Below are 19,265 nucleotides of genomic sequence, written 5' to 3'. Positions count from 1 at the left end.
CGCCTGATTAAGCTACCTATTTATTGATTTTTGTTGCAGTCATTTGCAAACCGACTTATTTCACACTCACAAAGATGATATCTAAATCCTGTTTGGGAACGAAGTTGCGCTTGGTCATCTGAAATTGCGTTGGACTAATTTTTTCGACTTTGCCATTCCAACAAAATGAGACCAATTCATTCTTATCACGCTCAATCGTCAATTTAAAATTTTCAATCGGTTTAGCCCAGTTTGCCCCCGTGGTCAGAATATAGCTTAAAGCATTAAACGGTGAATTCTCTGCTTTGGCTTTTTTTAAGCCCTGTTTAAATTGCGCATCCATACAAAAGTTTTGATTATATTCATCAGGATATAGAGCAACCGCGCCACCCACCAAAGGTTGATATTGATGCTGAATTTTGGTCAGAGCATTGGCTTTAAAGGTTTGCTTCCAACTATAAATCACTTGAGACGACCATGGAATTTCATCATCTTTTTTAAAGTTCGCCAATATCTTCTGCATTTGTGGCTGCTTACATTGCTTTAATTTATCGACAAAATAGCGATCGTCATCATTGTTACGCATCCAAGGATTAAGCATGTCGGTTTGACTAAAACCACATTGTTTAAATAGATCTGTTGCATCAATCAACGGCGACTTTTCATCCTTTTGGATAAAAGTACGCACATGCATTTCTGGCTGAATATTTTGACCATCAACAATAATTTTAAAGCTTTTTAGCAATGCTTCGGTATGGGCAAAATCCGCTTCAAAGAAGTTATCGATACGTGGTAAGGGAAACAAAATGGTTTCCGTCACATCTTTATTGCTTAAGTTTTTATAAAGATAATTCACTTTAATCAGTTTTTTGCTAATAAATAAGTCTTCACTTTGCATCGCAACATGCTCATTTTTAAGATAGGCCACTCCGCCCGTTCCCACATAGCCTGTTGAATCATTAGCTAGGCTATAGGTCGGTATTTGCAGCAAAATAGAACATGCCAAGATGATTTTTTTCATTTTTAAGTGTCCAATTTAAGACTGTCATTATCAGGATCAATCATAGCGGCTTAAAGGCGCATATGTTTACTTTTTTACTTATTGTACATTTAAAAAAGGAGCAGTCTGTTGATCACAAACTACTCCCCTGATTCAAACTTTTATATTCAAGTTCAAAATTTTATCAAACCCTGAACGCTGCTTTTAGCAAGATGATTTACTTTAATCGAATCATTACCGTTTTAATCCGATTGCTCTCCATCTCGACCACTTCAAATTGTAAGTCTTGATAGTCCAGCATTGAGCCAACTTCCACTAGGCCGTTACTTTTATCGAGAATAAGTCCCGACACGGTAATATAAGCGGTCTCTTCATCGACTAAATCGACGCCTAACTGTAATTCAAGTTGATACAAATCTAACGTGCCTGCAGCTTTCCAAGTACGTTGATCAACTTGAATCAAATCAAGCTGCTCATCTGCATCTGGAAACTCACCGGCAATGGCTTCAAAAACATCCAACGGTGAAATTAATCCCTGCACATTTCCAAATTCATCATTAACCAGTACCAATGAGCCTTTAGAAGTCCGCAATGTATTGATCACATCAATCACTTTCATTTTTTCAAAAATAAAGATCGGACGTTGTGCTTTGATCAAAGATTTTAATTGCGCTTCATCATCCAGTACATCCAAGATTTCCTTGGCGCGAACCACACTTAATACTTTATCCAAACTGCCACGACATACAGGAAATAAACTATGCGGTACAGATAAAATCTGTTCGCGTATTTTTTCAGGCGTTTCGTTGATGTTAATCCAAGAAATTTGACTACGTGGCGTCATAATTGAAGCCACAGATCGTTCTGCCAGTGTTAATACGCCCCCGATCATATAACGTTCTTGGTCATCAAATGTTTGTTGTGCTTGCAAATGTTGCAGCGGATTGGTCGCAGTGGTTTCGGCCTTGCCACCCATAAGCTTTAAAATCGTATCCGCAGTTCGATTACGTAGCGGAATCTTCGACTCATGCTTTGAACGGTTACGTTGCGTAAACTGGTTGAATGCCTCAATCACAATCGCAACACCAATACCCGAGTAGATATAGCCTTTAGGAATATGGAAACCAAAGCCTTCAGCAATCAAGCTAATACCAATTAACAGTAAGAAACTTAAGCAGAGAATGATAACGGTTGGATGTCGATTGACGAACTCTGTTAAGGGTTTAGAAGCCAGCAACATCACCAACATGGCCACAACCATTGCCACCATCATGACGTAGATATTATCCACCATACCAATGGCGGTAATCACCGAGTCTAATGAGAATACGGCATCCAATACCACAATCTGGGCGACAACTGCAGTAAAGCTTGCATAGACCACATTGGTGGTAATTTTGACTTCTGCTTTGCCTTCCATCCGTTCATGTAATTCACTTACCGCTTTATACAGTAAGAATAAACCACCGAATAAAAGAATCAGATCTCGGCCCGAAAAAGACCAGTCAAAAATAAAAATAAGCGGTTTGGTTAAGGTGACTAACCAAGAAATGGCGAACAGTAAGCCCAAGCGCATAATCAAGGCGAGCGATAAACCAATGACTCTGGCTTTATCACGTTGGGAAGGAGGAAGTTTATCTGCCAAAATGGCAATAAAGACGAGATTATCAATCCCTAAAACAATCTCTAAAACGATCAGAGTAAGCAAACCTACCCAAATCCCTGGATCTAATAAAAATTCCATTATTTACTCCTTACATAAAAACAAGGAGTCATGAAATTGTATTTTAACTTTGTACCCGGCGAGGGATCCATTTATGTTAACCTTTTTGACAATAGTTGCTCTGATTATGCCTAATCTTTCAGAATTGAGTTTATTTTTTTAAAAATCATATACAAGCTAAACAAATATGAACAAATCAATTAAATATCAATATGATATATAGAATTAAAGCTCATATTTTAATTATATTTTGAATAATTTGTTACATATTTTAAGCAATGAGATTCACAATAAAACCCATTAAACCAAACAATTAAGGACATTATTTTTCAGATTTAAAAGAGACCTAAGCAAATAATCTAAGCTATTTTTGCTTACCAATTTTAATGCTATAGCGACACTTGGCCGATTGCTCTAGTTCATCGAGTACCATTCTTTTGCTGTTTATTTCTTCACACATCGCGGATTCCTTTTTGTGAATCTTTCTCAATTTGTTAAGATGAGCGACTGAGGAAGTCATTTAATTTCTCATACCCTGTTGACTTAATTTTGACAGAAAAGAAGGCCTTTCAAAGGTATACTTTCTTGGCAATTAAGTCGAATTTTACAGTGGTTGTTAGAATTGGCGAGACAGCCAAACGTTCAAACTAAACTTATTTATTATTTAAATTTAAGGATTTAACATACATGAATAGCGCTGAAATCATGGCTGACCTTTCATCTCATACGCCGATGATGCAGAAATACCTTTTCATTGATTTATAAAATATTTTTTAATAAAAATATTAAAACCTATACAAAAACCTACACTTTTTAAAAATCATTAAAACAACTTAGACCACCATTTTTTATGCTCACCAAATAAGCAAGCAGATTTAATAATTAGATGAGCTGAATAATAAAATTATTTGACTCATTTAATGAGTCGAATATACACTACAATCTGACCACTCCTATTTTTCACTATTTCAGAATAACCAAATATGTATGATGATTGGATTCGGAAACAGCTTAACTAGACAACTTTTACATAGAAAGATGAAAAATATTCTTTCACTTACTAGACAGATTCATCAAAAAATTTAAACCCTGCTTGGATAAAGTCAGCATAGCCCTGAAAAAGAATACCTTACCCTAGACAGCCTGATTGCCAATCTTTTTTCATCTTCAGCTATCGAAAATGAAACTCTGAATATTTATTCGCTTCGTTCATCTCCGGCAAAACGTCTAGGTGTATCATTGAAGCATTTCGGTCCAAGCTCAGAACACTCAGATGGCCTAGCTAATATTATGCTAGATGCCTTAAATAATTTTGAACAAGACCTATCCGTTGAAAGATTATTTCACTGGCACCCATGGCTATTAATGAAACCGACTGGACCATGCAACATATTAGGATAGGACAATTACGAGAGCATGAATCCATGCAGGTTGTTACTGGGCACATGGATTATCCTACTGCGCATTTTAAAGCTCCAGCACAAGATGATTTAGAGCAATGTTTAGATGAATTCATTCAGTGGTTTAATACCCGCAGAGCCAATACCCTACTTGACCCACTGATTTGAGCTGGAATAACTCACCTGTGGTTTGTGACACTCCATCCTTTTGATTATGGTACTGGACGTATTACCTGTATATTGACTGACTTGGCTTTAGCACAGATGGATCAGCAGAGTATCCATCTATATGCAATGTCACCTTTTATACTAGATAAGCTTAAGATCTATTATGAAATTCTCGAAGCAACCCCAAAAGGTGGTTTTTATATTACGAATTGGTTACTTTGGTTTCTACAGGTACTGAATGAAAGCCTTGAACAAACATTAAAGCGTATTGAAAGGACACTTTTAAAAAGTACATTTTGGCAGAATTTTCAGAAGTGGATTTACATGAGGGGCAGCGCAGGGTTTTAAATCGGCTACTTAACGGTGGGAAAATGGCTTTGAACATGGGATCATTACTTCACAATACCAGAAAGTGGCTAAAGTAAGTCGAGCAACTGCGACTCGCCATCTCACTGATTTACTGAAAAAGGCTGTATTGTAAAGCTTGAGGGTGGCGGAAGAAATACAAGATATCAAGTCAAAGAGATAGTGTATCTTAGATAGATATACAAAATTCCTCTAATTCGAAGTTAAGTTAATCAGCCTTCAATGAAATATGCTTTTCTGCAGCAATTACTATTAACTCAGGATTACCCAATTGTATGTATTTTATACATTCAGGCATCATAAATTCTGTCCTGATTAAGTTTTTTAACTTATCAATAGGAATACCAATTTGCATACTTATTTTTTCTATTATTTTTTCATGCCAGTTATTATCTAAAGGATCAAGATTTTGACCTACAGAGAAGTTTAAATTTTTCTTCAATCCAGCATCTAAACCAAATTTTTTCTGTAACATTGATATTAATTCACTATAAAATGTTTTACGGATCATACCAGTTACAACACTTGACCATCTGATGCTAATTCCAACATCATCTAGACGTTTTGGCAGATAATATTTAATCCTTAGTAACAATCTAGCAATAAAAATAGAGGCTTCATGGCTTTGGATTGGAAGTGCACTTGCTAAAACTGTTTTTGCACCAGCCAAAAAAAATGCATTTGCTATTGTGTAATGATTTCTATCTATAGGGCTAGTGTCGCATGAACTTAAAATAACTATTGGAGAGATTCTCACTTTACCAACTAAATCATAAACTGATACGGTTTCATCCTTAAGTATTATAACTCCATTTCCTTTTACATCATGGCTACCATGTAAATCAAATATCGTTATAGCAGAATCATCATGAGCTAATGTTTCGGATAATTCTTGCAACGTATTAACATTAACCCAGTCTATTGAAATATCTAATCCTTCTTCTCCAACTTCTATATCAATCCCTTTTGTTTCACTATTACTATCCAATAATGCTCTAACTGTCGAATACTCCAATTTAAGCTCATTATTTATAAAATTAACTTTTTTACTAAGATCTTCTTTAATAGGATCCGAATCTGCAAATGAACTAATAATTTTTATATTTTTAAAGTTACACTTCTTCAAAAAAACTTGTTCAGAATCCAGCAATAATTTAGTAGATACAATTCCTGGAGAAACAGGTATACGACTGACTTCATGCCGAACCATAAGAGGCAGTCCATTATGCCAAGACCACTCAACTGGAAGATTCGATACTACCTTTATATTTGATGAATATTTTTTATCGAAGTTATCATACCAATTGTTAATTTCGAATTCACTTAATAGCTTAGACATTAATATATTAATTTTATTTCTATTATTACTCCTATCAACAATACCAATATCTTTTAATTTGCTAAAAAATAAGCTATTTGCCCATGGCAACTTAATATTTATCGCGATATTACCCGAAGATTTTAATGCTATTAGTGATTCGATAAAATTCCTTTCTTGAACATAAATACTAATATACTGATTTTCATTAACATTATTTTCAATTTTATTTTGATTAATTAACTTTATTGTTTTTTCTAAAAGGCGACCATCTCCAAAACCCTTATGAGCCAATGCATTAGCACTAAATTCATCTTTATTAATTAGAAACTCTAGATTACTTGACATATCACTTATTATAAAATCTATATTTGGCAGCATCTCCATAATAGATAGAGGAATATTCTTACATACATCATGCTTAATAAATTTTATACATTCAATAATTCTTTCTTGATATTCCATCTGAAAATTAAAACCATATTCATCAAAATCACAATCTATTTTCATTGATTTCAAAAGAATTAAATTAGATTTTGTGTATATACTTTTTATAAATTTTTCTTCTAATTTTAAAAATTCTGATTTTTCTTTACCATGAGCAATACATCTAAGATTTCTAAAGTAAACTCTCTTTTCCAAACTTAATGTAGATATTAAATCAGATACCAGTTTTAATAATTTTATTTTATTAATATCGTTTATATTATATATTTTACGATTAATATCTGTTAACAATTCATCAGAAACAAATATAACCTCACGATTAATCTTATCAATATCTAAGATAGAAGATATAAAAACAACATTTATATCAAAAGGAGATTTTTCAATTTCTTCACAATTTGAGATAAATTTTATACAATACCCATCAAATAAACCACCTATTCGATTTCTTATAATATTTTCTTTTGAAAAAAATAATTCATATAAGTCTTTAGGAAAGGAAGAAATTTTTTCAAATATCTCTGTTTTTTTAAGTATACCCCTATCATACTTATTAAAATATGTTAGATCTTCTCTATTAAATAGGATAATATAGCAAATAGTATCCATATACTTTTGATTCATATTAATTTTATTCTAAAAATTATTGTTGAGCTTTAACATCATGGATTACTATTCTCTATAATTTCTTAAAATTCAGTTCAAAGACACCTGAAATTAATAACTATTTGTAGAATACTCCTTAATTCAATCATAGTAAACTCCGAATAAGCTCTAATTGAAATTGATTAATAAAAAAGGTATGCATAAGAAATTTATGAATATTTTATAACCAAAAAACTCTCTGATGATATTGAACATACTTGTTTACATGGAAACTGTCTAGAAAAAAGAAAGCTTTAATCGCAGACTGGCAAAGTATTATTATTCGTAACCATCACGATCCAACTCTATCCTTGTTGTCCATATCTTGCCCTTTACACCATTATCATCTATTGAGAAAAAACCATTGAAGTTTAACTGTCCATAAAAATCATGATTGTACTCTGTGAAAAGTTTTTTATCACCACCTATTAACCAAACCAATCTATAATCGTTTTCTTCTAACCAATTATCAAGTATATCTTTACTGCATAAAGCAAAACTAGAACCACTTTCATCAACACTTGGATCTTGAAAAACAATTCGCCCTGAAGAATCAATCCAATTATTAACAGACAAAGCTTTTCTCTTTAAACCTAATGAATGAATGAATTGTGGTGAAGGAAGAAAAAAATTTATGCCCTCTTTAACAGAAGCATCATTAGTACTACCTTCATATTCATATTTTGAGATTGGAGAAAAGGCTTCTAAATTCTCATCTATATGCTCCAATCTACATCCAAAACCTTCAGATAAATCATTTAGATAATCATATACACAAGGGTGCCAACAATGCTCACCTAGAAAAGAATGATATCCTATTCGTAGCGTTTCAATTAAATCAGGATTACAAAGTTCCTGCCGCAAGACCTTTTGTTTAAAATCAGAAAAAAATTGATTAGATATAATAACTGGATTAATTCTATACCAAAAATCCTGAGATGGAATTTCATCTTTATTTACTTTTGGCTCTTTTCTAAATTTCACAAAACCAGCTAAAGCATACCAACTTATATCGCATTCATCTTTTACTATAAGAGCTTTATTAAACTGCGGTAAGTTCTTTTCAGTCCAAAGCCATTCCTGTAATTCATTTATCTTATTGCTCGCAGCAAAGTTTATTGAAATTGGTTGCCACCATGTAGTAGTGTTATTTATTGACCAACCATCATCTCCTGTTCTTCTAATCAATAATGTTGGATCGATATCTCTTACACCAAGTTGCCACCCCCCAAAAAAATCAGTAGAAACTGCTTCAGGGAAACGACTATCGGGCTTCACTTGGAAGCTATCTGTTAAATAGGCTAAATATTCATGATAAGCAATCCATTGATATTTTTTACCGATTCGCTCTATCAAAGGTCTACTTCCGCCATTAGAAGATAAGTTTCTATCAAATGATTTAAATAACTCATCACTCCAACCAAGCTGCATTGCTCTAAAATAAATCCATCGCTGAGCTTGCTTTTTTGATTGCATCACAATTTCGAAATTAGATAATTTAAATACCCATTTAGCTCTAATTTGTTGCAATGAATTAAATTTATCTTTGTTGTTTTCTAAAAATAACTGTATTTTTGTTTTCTCATTTTTTTTATTTTTTTTATTAAAATTAATAATTTCATTAGGTTCTGGATTCGGATCAAGAACAATCTGCTTTCTTCTATTATTAGAAATTTCTTCCAAAATTTTATCAAAATTTAAAGATTTCCATAATTTAGATTCTTCTAATTTTTTCATCAAAAGATAATCTGCTTCTTCCAAAATCAAAGCTTCCAACTCAGTAGCTAAATTTGCAGGTAATTCTTTTGCAAATTTTATTTTCTCATCTAATCCTACCCTCATATCCTCTATATCTAATTCAGTACAAGTAACTTCATCAATAGCTCTCATGCTGTAGCAATAAAAATCTGACATAGAACTCATAACAGATTGATAAATATCATTTTTATCTTGATCAGCAATATTCAGAACATGAATAGGGTCTTTTAAAGCCCATTTCTGCTTATAAGGTGGTAAAAAAGATTCTCTTTTTATATCAATAGGAAGACTTTGTTTATGTTCTGCATAAAGCAATATACTGACAATATAGTCCCTTAATAGAACATGTGGATATGGATATTTATCTTTAAAGTGATGTTCTATAATCCACTTACTTATTTTAGATGTATAAGAGTTATCTTGAAGATTTGTCAAAACCCCATAGACAATAGCGTAAACTCTTTCATTAATATAAGGATCATTTGTTTCATAAAAGTTTTCAAGAAATAAGATAATTCTCTCTGGAATAAAGCAAAGCAAATGAGTAACTGCCTTAGTTACCTCATCTCGTAGCTTTCTATTTGTAGTTGATGTTATCCAAGTTAATGCTATAGAACACAAATAGAGCCTTTCTTCTTCTGCTAAAGCAATCTCTTTGCTCAAAGCCCATTCTATTAATGCTCTAAGGTTGGACTCTGTTTCATGTTCCTCTTCAACTTCATCAGCATATGCCACATAAGTTGACCAATAAGAGTCTCTTGAAGAGAGAGACATATTTTTAAGCCAATCATTTAAGAAAACTGCATTCAATTTATGAGTAGGTTCTGTTGCTAATGCAAACAAAATATTTATCTTATGATCTTCATAACACTTGTCAGGAATTTGGTGAAAAATTTCTATTGTTCTATCAGTGAATGAACTTGTGCTTCGACTTATTAAGGTCTTAACAAAAATCTCTTTAAAAAAATAATAGTTTAGAATTTCAATAGGAAAATAGTCAATCAACTCAGTTTTAAATTCATCAGCTATGATAATATTAAGTGCAGACCAGATACCTAAAAATTTAAAGCTATTCTGTTTTGATTTTAGAAGTTGGAAATTATAATTTTCATAAAGTGCTACTTCTAGTTCAGGAATACTTTTTATGCCAGCCATTATGCTAATAGCAATTAAGTAATCACTAAACCTTTCAAAAGTAAAACGAACGACCACATTATGATTCGTTTGACCATCTACTCCATTATACTCAATATCTTCAGATATCAGTCCTTCTTCTAGCATCAAATCATATAAACATTTATCTGAACCATTACGTGAATCTATACTATTAATTAATTCAAATGCTTCTTCAAATTTTAGCCCATAAACATTATCTGGAAACAATTTTTCTGCTAACCGTAGTAAGGCATTATAAATAACCTTTTCATGCGGTCTATATCCCTTAACTTTAGAAATTTTATTTTGGGCACTTTGAATATAAAACTCAAAAATATTTACTATTCCATGTAACCCTTTAGGAAACTCACTCAGACCTGCTTGTTTTATTGCTTTACAGCATGTTTTAAGAAAAAGGGGGTTCGTGTATTCAGGAGCTAATATAGGTACAGATGGCTTAACAATCCCTTGTCTATTTAGATAAATCGAAGCAGCTCTATGCTCAAACCCTTTAAATCCATTGTGTTCCTGTTGAGTAATATTACTTCTTAAACCTTCAGGAAATATATAGTTAAGATAGGTGGATCTACAACTGACAACTATACTTATACGTGGATATTGGCTAATTTGATGAAAAAAGCTGATCAACCAGTCATTCCAATCTCTATTAAATCGCCCCTCATTAATTGCATCAATTATGATCAGAAGATTAGACTTATCTGCTTCTCCACAAGCATCCAATGCTCCTAAAAGTGTACTATCATCTATTGTTGCTAAATCTAATTCTCTTTTTAAAAAATCTAGAGGATTACCACCCTGATAGTGCTGCCCTAACATAAATACTGTAGATAATCCCTTACCCATTCTCGTTAAAGCAATATCACACAGCATGTGAGACTTACCATTCCCAGCATCGCCATGTAATAGAAACTGCCTTGTATAAGCAGCTTGAGTAATTTTATCAGTAAAAAAATTCAATAGATTAGTTGTTATATCACTAAATTTATAAATATCATTTTGATATATTCTTACAGTTTCTACAGTTTTTTTATGATCAGAAGCAAAATGATAAACTCTAATAAGTTCAGAACAAAATTCTTTAATTTCACTAAATACTGAAATATATATTTCCAGATTGGAAAACCAGTCTTTATATTTCAAACTATTTTTTATATCTTCAATAGTAGTAGTTATTAAACTCCATTTATCTTGATAACTTATATTTTTAACTAAATCTTTAAAATAATTCTTATCACAACTTTCCAAACGTAAAAGAGCTTTTTCCACCTCACCAACTATTGAAAGCCACTCATACACATTGGAGTTCAATAATTCTATATATTCTTTTGTCCGACCTAACCCCTCAAATATTTTAGCTATAGGTAGATCCACATGAAATTCTGGTGTAAAACGATCACCTAAAGAAAGCCTAGACCTGTTAATAATTCTTTCAAAAATATCTTTAGTTATAATTAACTCATCAAACCAATATCTTGCTCGTCCATTAAACAATGGATTATCCCGTTGGCTTAGCATTAATAAAATTTCATGCTTTCCCCAAAAATGGAAATTTACCAGCATATTTCTTTTTAGAGCTTCTTTTTCCCATTTATAACAATGAGTATTCCATTTATCCCTGGCACTTACGACCTGTTTTCCTCCACGCCCCATTTTTCGGCTATCTGGTAAATCTTGAGGAATACAAACATAATAATTTGTGATATTTGGATGTTTATCCAATGCTGTTAAAACCGAATCACTAATTTGAGTCCATTGAGAATCATCAACATTCTCTAAAAAGTATTTAGCTTGCCAAGCATGTTCTGTACCATCATTAAGTATCCAATAACACTCTACACCAGCATCTCCACCAGCCCCCTCTTTCCTTTCAAAGGTCCGGGAATTTGCCGGAGGGCACAGGTGAGCTAATTGGCAGATTAATTCTTCAAATCCACCATCTTTACTCCCATCAAAAGTTCTTATATTTGAAAAATTTAATTCTGGCATATTCAAAAACTAAGGTAAGGTTAAAAGTAAGTCATAATTGGATAAACGCTGGATAAGCAAATTTCTCCATCCCCCTACTCTTGGAAGCATATTTGAATTACTAGAAAGTTTTTCTAATAATTCTTTCAAATGAGATGTAGAGTTAATACCTAATAATGGTAATATTTTTTCACAGTATTTCTTTGAAACTGATTTTGCAAAAATTTCATAAGCATCATGCTCATCGTGATATATCTGTAAGGATGGGTGCCAGTAATCATATCCATTACTTTCTATATTTTTAGACATCAAATTTAAATAACAAATAAAGTCTGCCTGACATAAATGATCCAGTCCTAAAAATTTTATGGAAAATCTTCTTTTGATAAGCTCACCAAATGGAGATATCCAATTCTGAGACTCTGCATTTGAAAAATAAAATTTAAGTGATTCAATATCTTGATTTAAAAAATCAAATTGCTTGATCTTTTTTGAACGACCTGACTCTCTATAACAGTAGTATGGTTGATTTAATAAAAATGAAATAACAGAAAATTTTTCCATTTTTATAAAAATTGCTAATGCATAAAGAAAAAGTTCACATCCAATAAATTTATAAAAATCAAAATCCCATGCTCTATAACTATAGCTCGTTTTTCCATTCGAATCTGGATAGAAATATTGAGACATTCCCTCAAAAAAACGGTGAAGCGCCAAGATACTATCCTCGTTTGCGGCATGTGAAGCGATTGTATATAGCACTCCAATAATTTGCTCTAGAGGTTGCTTAAACTCTTCAATTCTATTAAAAATTAATTTTGCATGATCAACTGGTTCTAAATCATCAGAATATTCTAATTTGAATCTACTTAGATTCTCTAGCACTGTATCAAAATATTCACTTACTGTTCCTTGAGCATTGGGCTTTCCACTCTTGAGCAAATCTATACATCGTCTTGCTAGCGCATCAGTCCCAAGCAAAGAAACTTTTTCTTCTAAAATATATTGTGGTGGCTTACCTAGCTGTGGTCTTTGATGCAAGGGTTTATCAAATATCCACCGTATTAATTGTTCAAAATTTTGTGTATATTTATCATCGTTACTCAAATCAATATGTATTCTTCCTGAATAATATACTGGTATAAAAGGATTTCCATTATCATCAACCTCTGCAATAACAGCTACAAATTTCGTTTGCTTAACCTCATTATAAATTTTTGAAGAAATAATTTGTGTTTCAACACCAACACCTTTTTCTCTATCATCTGCTCGACTCTTGTATTTTTTATCGCAAATCATAATGACTTTCGTAATAGTCTCATCTGCTACCATTTGTTCCATGAAATGATAAGGATCCTGCCCCTCTTTTAAATCCCATTTATCGAATTTTACATCGACTCCTGATTCTGTTAAATCATGAGCTAACCTTAAGACCCAATCCTCATGTTCAGTAGAGGTCCAACTATAAGATATGAACAACTTTGGTGCAGCCATTACCAGCTATCCTCATACAATTTTAATTTCATTTACTTTATTGGTAAGAAGAGTTTTTTATCGTAACAACAGTAGTATATAATTAAATAATACTAGAGGTGGATCAGGAAATTTGAACAACACTTATAAGTGATATTTTGCTCCCCAAATGATGTTATAAACATCAATATATGGAGTATTTTATGGCACGTAGACCAAGAAGAAATCATTCAAATGATTTTAAAGCTAAGGTAGCACTTGCTGCGATTAAAGCAGAAAAAACACTTGCTGAATTGAGTGCTGAATTTGATGTTCATCAAAACCAAATTATCGACTGGAAAAATCAACTGATTTCAGCTTCCTCGCAAGCTTTCGATCAATCAAAAGCTCCAACAGAACCACCCATCGATCTAAAAAAACTACATGCAAAAATCGGTGAGCAGGCATTAGAAATTGATTTTTTAGAAGGTGTGTTGAAGAAACTGGGCCGCTTCAACCACAAAAGTTAATCGATGACTCACTTCAGATTTCAGTATCTAAGCAAGCTCAGCTGCTGAAAGTCTCCCGTGGTTGTTATTACTATCGCCCAAAACCTGTGAGTGCATCAGATCTGAAGCTGATGCGGTGTATGGATGAGTTACATATGCAATACCCTTTTGCAGGTAGCCGTATGATGCGTGATTTGTTGAATCGTCAAGGACATCATATAGGACGACGTCATACACGTACTTTAATGAAGAAAATGGGCATTAATGCGTTATATTGCAAACCAAATTTAAGCCAGGCTAATCAAGCTCACCGCAAATATCCATATCTGCTCAAAGGATTGGCTATTCAGCGCAGTAATCAAGTGTGGTCTACGGATATAACGTATATCCCTATGGCAAAAGGCTTTGTTTATTTATGTGCTGTGATTGATTGGCATAGCCGCAAGGTACTTGCGCATAGAGTATCGATTAGTATGGAGGTTACATTTTGCATAGAAACATTAAATGAAGCTATTGAAAAATATGGTCGACCTGAAATATTTAATACAGACCAAGGCAGTCAGTTTACCAGTGATGCATTTATTGATGTATTGAAATCAAATGACATCCAAATCAGCATGGATGGTAAAGGTCGATGGGTTGATAATGTGATGGTTGAACGATTATGGCGGAGCGTTAAATATGAAGAGGTGTATCTCAAAGCCTACAGCAATGTTTTGGATGCGAAGAAGCAATTAAACGCATATTTTGAATTTTATAATTTGAAACGACCTCATTCGAGTCTGGACAAAATGACTCCAGATGAGTTTTACTATGACCAGCTACCACAACAAAATAAGGTAGCTTAACTAGAGCAGAGTATCACTTATAAATAAGCTTTTAGTTGTTCAAACATGTGGGACCACCTCTTACTCTATAGCACTTTACCCCTTTGAATTATATCGACAGGATGCATATATCTTTATGGACCACACTAAAAGATTATTAAAAGAACATATATAAGATTGTTTATCACAAGTATTTCGGTTTATTAGTATAAAATATTTCTAATTATAGCACCTAATTTGATGCCAGAATTACAGTTACCCCTCAGCGATTATCTATCCACAGTACAGGAAGTCATTTGCCTGTACTTTGATGAGCCTGTATGGGTAAAGGCTGAGATACGAAACTTAAGTATCAAGGGTGGTCATTACTATCTTGAGCTGGCTGAAAAGGAAGAGGATACAGATAAAGTCATTGCAAGCTGCAAAGCAACTATTTGGAAATTCACCGCCGTAAAAATTGTACTCAAGTTTGAGCGTGAAAGTGGCATTGAGCTTTCAAAAGACTTAAATGTTCTTATTAAAATCAAAGCTCGTTTTGATCCTCAGTACGGGTTTTCTGTCAATATAGAAGACATCGACTCTAGTTTCACACTAGGTGATATTGCCAAACGCTACCAACAGATTCTTGCTCGTCTAAGCTCTGAGGGTTTGGTAAATCTGAATAAGTCACTTCCTGCCCCTTTTGATATTAAAAATGTCTTAGTGATTGCTCCAGAAAATGCTGCTGGTCTGGGTGACTTCAGGAAAGATGCTGATGCCTTGGACAAGGCTGGCGTATGCCACTTTGTCTATCACACAGCTACCTTTCAGGGTAATGCTGCTGCCAACAGCATTATGGAATCCTTAAGTTCAGGACTGCGCCAGTGGGCTAAAGATTATGCTATTCCACCTGACCTCATTGTGATTATTCGTGGTGGCGGTGCAGTGAATGATCTAGCCTATTTAAACGACTATGATCTCACTGCCCTGCTATGCAAGCGCAAGGTTCCAATATGGGTGGGTATTGGTCATGAAAAAGATCGAACCATTCTGGATGAAATCGCCCATCGTTCTTTCGATACACCAAGCAAGGTAATTGCAGGTATTCGGAATGTGATTTCAGAACGTTCTCAGGATGTGATGGATTACTTGCAAACCATCAAGCTACTGTCACAGCATCAAATCACAGCGTATCAGGGCCAAAATGAACAGTTGATGAATATCATCAAGACTCATACCCAGAATCAGATCAATACAGCTAATAGAAATCTTGATTTGGTTAAGTCAACAACACAATATTTTGCCCAGCAGCAGCTTAAGCTTGCCTCCACACAGATTGAGTCCTTAATGCGTGAAACGTTATTGCAGAATCCTAAGAATGTGCTTGCCAAAGGCTATGCTATTGTACGGAGTCAAAACAAGGCTATTCGATCTGTACAACAGGTCGGTTCAACTGTTTCAATTGAGATGCAGGATGGCTATATTCATGCCAGTGTAAGTGAGGTGACGAATCATGAGTAAAAATGAGTTAAGCTTTAAAGACGGTTATGAACTGCTGAAGAAGAATGCCGCCCTGCTGGAATCCCAAGGAGAACCAGACATCGACAACCTGATGAAGATTGTTGAGGAATCAATGACGGCTTACAAGGCATGTAAGTCACGGGTCGATGCCGTACAGCAGGCATTGAATGAAACATTCAAGGAGTAGTTGCAAAAGGAATAAAACAACTAAGTAAAATTTCTATAGACTTTATAACCAATTACAAATTTTGAATTATTAAAAAATCATTTTCATTTTAGGGCAATATGAATATCCGACCAAGTTTACTCAGCTTCATTTTTGCAGACTCCAGCAAATGGCGAATCAACTATACATTTCCTGAGCTGGTACTTGAACTGGATACCAAAACTGTAAAGCTAAATCCTGAACAGGTATTGGAAGCACATATCCAAAAAGGCTGGATATGGTCATCTTTAACGCTCAAGACCGTTGATCAAAACTTTCAGTTCAAGGGTATGTTCAATACACAGGCTGAACAGTTTCAAGCTGAAATCCGTAATGATGCGGAATTCCTGAGAAATAAAAGAAACGCTGAAAAGATCAAAGAAACCTTAAAACCGTACTTACGGGAATATCACAATTTTATCCAGCAAAACATTTATCTATCCCATCGCCTCAGCAAGCTGTTTAGGTCAGATTTATCACAAAGGTCAAAAGTCTCTATTGAACAATTTAACAGCCTGATTCAAAGGGATAGTTCTTTTGCATTTGAACCGTCTCTACAGAACCTGTTTGAGCAATTGCGACAGTTTATTGAATTGCCAGTTGAAGCAAACTATGCCATCGATGCAAAGAATAAGCGTTTTGTAGAAAGTGAGTTACAGGTATTTAAGCAGTTCTTTGATCAGGTAGAAAGTACGCCCCTAACCGATGAACAGCGTATTTCCTCGATTATCTTTGAAGACCGTAACCTATTGGTTGCTGCGGCTGGTTCAGGCAAAACATCCACGATTGTTGGAAAGGTGGGCTATGCCCTCTTAACTGGACTCTACAAACCTGAAGAGATTCTGGTTCTCGCATTTAATAAAAATGCAGGTGAGGAACTCAGTGAACGTATTAACTTTCGATTAAAAGACATCCTCACCCAGTTTAATACTCGTGTTGAAGCACTTAATTTCCATAAGTTTGGCGTAAAGGTGATTGGTAAGGCCACAGGAAAAAGCCCCTCTGTTTCCAATGATGCAGGAAAACCACAGTCCCTGTTGAATAAGATTATTCAACAACTGATCGAAACAGATCCAGACTTCCGGGCAAAATATCTTTTATTTAAAACGGCCTACCTAAGACCTCCCTTATCACCATTTGCATTTAAAACTCAAAGTGAATGGGAAAAGGCTCGCAGACGTTCATTTGACAGGTTCAAGGATGGCTTTGAAACCTATCAGGGAGAAATCGTTAAATCACATGGTGAAAAAGCCATAGCAAACTGGTTATACAGTCAGGGGGTTCCCTACCAGTACGAAAGAAACTACGAGCATGACACAGCGAATGAACACCACCGCCAATACAAGCCTGACTTTTACCTACCTGAAATCAACCTATATCTAGAACACTATGCTGTAGACCAGCATGGCAAACCGCCTGCGCATTTTGGGCAAAAGTATCTCGATGACATGAAATGGAAATCAGGAATCCATCAACAATATAAGACGGATTTAATTACTACAACCTTTCATGAGTTTATTACAGGTTCCATCTTTCAGAAGTTGGAACAAGAGCTTAAATCAAGGGGACAAACTTTTAAGCCACGTAGCCTTTCTGAGGTCAACTCTCAAGCTCAGTCTATCTATGAATACGATGCCAATGAACTTTATGTCAGTTTTTTAAGTCACTACAAATCCAATCAAGCCAACATTGCCAGCCTACTAGCCAGGCCCTCACTCAACCTGCGGGAGAGTCTTTTTTTACAGCTATTTTCCAAGGTTTACCAACAGTACGACCAGTTATTGAAAAGCAGCAAGGAGCATGACTTTGATGACCTACTGATTGAATCTGCTCAATTAATCAATGAGAACAAATATAAAAGCCCATTCAAGCTTATTATCGTGGATGAGTTTCAGGATACATCACAAGCAAGGGCTAGACTTATCTTGTCATTATTGGATCAAGTACCCGAAGCAAAGCTGTTTTGTGTTGGGGACGACTGGCAAGCCATATACCGATTTGCAGGCTCAGACATTAGTATTTTTACTAATTTCCAAGAATTCTTTGGCTATACAAAACAGGCACAGCTTACCAAAACATTCCGTTCCAATCAGGGTATTGCCAATGTCGCCAGTGGCTTTATCCAAAAAAATGAATCTCAGCTTCAAAAGGTGGTCAGTGCTGTTGATAAGACCAGCAGTAAAGTGGTTGAGATAAGCTTTTTAACAAAGACTCAGGAAATTCATGAGTATCTGTTTAAAACCATTATGGAAATAAATAATGCTAATACAGGTTCAGGTAAGAAGAAATCAATTTATATTTTAGGACGCTACAAACATCACAAACCAAATCTAGACAGTGTTCAGCCCTTTCTTAGAAATTGCAGTGTTGAATTTAAAACGATCCACTCATCCAAAGGCCTACAAGCAGACTATGTAATTCTTTTAGGCTTAAATACTGGCGGTAGTGCATTCCCTTCTGAAAAAGAAGATGATCCTCTTATTAACTTAGTATTGCCACAACCAGAAACACATGCCTATGCTGAAGAGCGCCGTCTGTTTTATGTAGCATTGACCCGTGCAAAAGAGAAAGCTTTTCTTATTGGTGAACGTAATTCAGTGTTCCTTGAGGAAATTACTAAAGACCCATGCTTTAAAGCGTTTATCCATATACCTCAAGATGAAAATACGTCCATTAACCATGATATTCCAGAAAAATGGCGCTGTCCGAAATGTAATCAGGGACGTATGTGGAAAAGAACAGGACCATACGGTGACTTTATGGCCTGTAACCGTTCTTCAGAATGTGGATATACTAAAAGTTTAAAGAGGAAGTTTTGATAAAAGAC

The 19,265-nt window shown here is 34.4% G+C and carries 9 protein-coding genes and 2 pseudogenes; 6 read left to right on the top strand and 5 right to left on the bottom strand.

Annotation, left to right across the window (positions count from 1 at the left end; genetic code table 11):
• Positions 1 to 55: 55 nt before the first annotated feature.
• Positions 56 to 1,000: a DUF4424 family protein gene (locus F885_RS14470; RefSeq protein ID WP_005202532.1), complete on the bottom strand. Its 945-nt coding sequence runs from the start codon at positions 998 to 1,000 to the stop codon at positions 56 to 58.
• A 196-nt stretch (positions 1,001 to 1,196) separates the two neighbouring features.
• Positions 1,197 to 2,723: a TerC family protein gene (locus F885_RS14475; protein ID WP_005202529.1), complete on the bottom strand. Its 1,527-nt coding sequence runs from the start codon at positions 2,721 to 2,723 to the stop codon at positions 1,197 to 1,199.
• A 666-nt stretch (positions 2,724 to 3,389) separates the two neighbouring features.
• Here F885_RS14475 and F885_RS21430 point away from each other — a divergent pair.
• Both F885_RS21430 and F885_RS20320 read left to right on the top strand, forming a co-directional pair.
• A pseudogene (locus F885_RS21430) lies at positions 3,390 to 3,452 on the top strand (hypothetical protein); the annotation flags it as partial.
• 233 nt (positions 3,453 to 3,685) lie between these two features.
• A pseudogene (locus tag F885_RS20320) lies at positions 3,686 to 4,813 on the top strand (Fic family protein).
• Positions 4,814 to 4,844: 31 nt separating this feature from the next.
• On the opposite strand, the gene F885_RS14480 reads toward F885_RS20320, so the two are convergent.
• The 3 genes from F885_RS14480 to F885_RS14490 form a co-directional block, all read right to left on the bottom strand.
• Positions 4,845 to 7,025: a CHAT domain-containing protein gene (locus tag F885_RS14480; protein WP_005314391.1), complete on the bottom strand. Its 2,181-nt coding sequence runs from the start codon at positions 7,023 to 7,025 to the stop codon at positions 4,845 to 4,847.
• 300 nt (positions 7,026 to 7,325) lie between these two features.
• Positions 7,326 to 11,966, bottom strand: coding sequence for an NACHT domain-containing protein (locus tag F885_RS14485; protein WP_005314388.1), 4,641 nt, complete (start codon positions 11,964 to 11,966; stop codon positions 7,326 to 7,328).
• A gap of 9 nt (positions 11,967 to 11,975) precedes the next feature.
• Positions 11,976 to 13,439: an SEFIR domain-containing protein gene (locus F885_RS14490; protein WP_005314385.1), complete on the bottom strand. Its 1,464-nt coding sequence runs from the start codon at positions 13,437 to 13,439 to the stop codon at positions 11,976 to 11,978.
• Positions 13,440 to 13,609: 170 nt separating this feature from the next.
• Here F885_RS14490 and F885_RS20605 point away from each other — a divergent pair.
• The 4 genes from F885_RS20605 to F885_RS14515 all read left to right on the top strand — a co-directional run bounded on the left by F885_RS20605 (position 13,610) and on the right by F885_RS14515 (position 19,257).
• Positions 13,610 to 14,754, top strand: a protein-coding gene (locus tag F885_RS20605) for an IS3 family transposase (RefSeq protein ID WP_085944219.1) whose coding sequence is annotated in 2 segments (ribosomal slippage) — positions 13,610 to 13,874 and positions 13,874 to 14,754 — 1,146 coding nt in all. Because the reading frame shifts where the segments join, the coding sequence is not laid out codon by codon here.
• A gap of 219 nt (positions 14,755 to 14,973) precedes the next feature.
• Positions 14,974 to 16,233 (top strand): exodeoxyribonuclease VII large subunit, encoded by a 1,260-nt coding sequence (xseA, locus tag F885_RS14505; RefSeq protein ID WP_005314384.1) that lies wholly within the window; start codon positions 14,974 to 14,976, stop codon positions 16,231 to 16,233.
• Entirely contained in the window at positions 16,226 to 16,420 is a 195-nt protein-coding gene (gene xseB, locus F885_RS14510) for an exodeoxyribonuclease VII small subunit (protein WP_005314382.1), read from the top strand. The genes xseA and xseB overlap by 8 nt, the downstream gene beginning before the upstream one ends.
• A gap of 98 nt (positions 16,421 to 16,518) precedes the next feature.
• Positions 16,519 to 19,257, top strand: coding sequence for a UvrD-helicase domain-containing protein (locus F885_RS14515; protein WP_005314381.1), 2,739 nt, complete (start codon positions 16,519 to 16,521; stop codon positions 19,255 to 19,257).
• The last annotated feature ends 8 nt before the right edge of the window (positions 19,258 to 19,265 follow it).

Source organism: Acinetobacter higginsii, from assembly GCF_000369845.1.
GTDB classification, from domain to species: domain Bacteria; phylum Pseudomonadota; class Gammaproteobacteria; order Pseudomonadales; family Moraxellaceae; genus Acinetobacter; species Acinetobacter higginsii.
The sequence above is the reverse complement of the archived record's forward strand: the minus strand, read 5'-3'. Positions and strand labels throughout refer to the sequence as shown.

What these genes read in the sequence shown, in the direction of transcription:
- xseA (WP_005314384.1), top strand. Translation starts at nt 14,974, where the DNA reads ATGCCAGAATTACAGTTACCCCTCAGCGATTATCTATCCACAGTACAG.
- xseB (WP_005314382.1), top strand. Translation starts at nt 16,226, where the DNA reads ATGAGTAAAAATGAGTTAAGCTTTAAAGACGGTTATGAACTGCTGAAG.
- F885_RS14490 (WP_005314385.1), bottom strand. Translation starts at nt 13,439, where the DNA reads ATGGCTGCACCAAAGTTGTTCATATCTTATAGTTGGACCTCTACTGAA.
- F885_RS14485 (WP_005314388.1), bottom strand. Translation starts at nt 11,966, where the DNA reads ATGCCAGAATTAAATTTTTCAAATATAAGAACTTTTGATGGGAGTAAA.
- F885_RS14480 (WP_005314391.1), bottom strand. Translation starts at nt 7,025, where the DNA reads ATGAATCAAAAGTATATGGATACTATTTGCTATATTATCCTATTTAAT.
- F885_RS14475 (WP_005202529.1), bottom strand. Translation starts at nt 2,723, where the DNA reads ATGGAATTTTTATTAGATCCAGGGATTTGGGTAGGTTTGCTTACTCTG.
- F885_RS14515 (WP_005314381.1), top strand. Translation starts at nt 16,519, where the DNA reads ATGAATATCCGACCAAGTTTACTCAGCTTCATTTTTGCAGACTCCAGC.
- F885_RS14470 (WP_005202532.1), bottom strand. Translation starts at nt 1,000, where the DNA reads ATGAAAAAAATCATCTTGGCATGTTCTATTTTGCTGCAAATACCGACC.